The following is a 360-nucleotide window of genomic DNA, read 5'->3' on the forward strand; positions in this document are numbered from 1 at the left end:
CCCAAATGAGGTCTGGGCTGGTGATGTTACGTATATTTGGACAGGTAATCGGTGGATGTATTTAGCAGTTGTTATCGATCTTTTTGCCCGAAAAGTGATTGGTTGGTCGATGTCTCTATCACCTGATTCTAAGCTAACAGGCAAAGCTCTTTCGATGGCTTATGAGTCTCGTGGTAAGCCTAAAGGTGTTATGTTCCATAGCGATCAAGGCAGTCATTATACTAGCCGTAAATACCGTCAATTGCTGTGGCGTTTTCAAATAAAACAGAGTTTATCTCGCCGAGGAAATTGTTGGGATAATGCGCCGATGGAGCGCTTCTTTAGAAGTCTGAAAACGGAATGGGTGCCAACTGTGGGTTA

1 protein-coding gene is annotated in these 360 nt (G+C 43.9%); it reads left to right on the forward strand.

Translation table 11 applies throughout. The features are described 5' to 3' along the window. The coding region (locus EYW48_RS21600) for an IS3 family transposase (RefSeq protein ID WP_277433092.1) at positions 1 to 360 on the forward strand (360 nt) is incomplete at both ends.

The sequence above is a fragment of the Vibrio sp. 1180_3 genome (assembly GCF_029478545.1).
GTDB classification, from domain to species: domain Bacteria; phylum Pseudomonadota; class Gammaproteobacteria; order Enterobacterales; family Vibrionaceae; genus Vibrio; species Vibrio aestuarianus.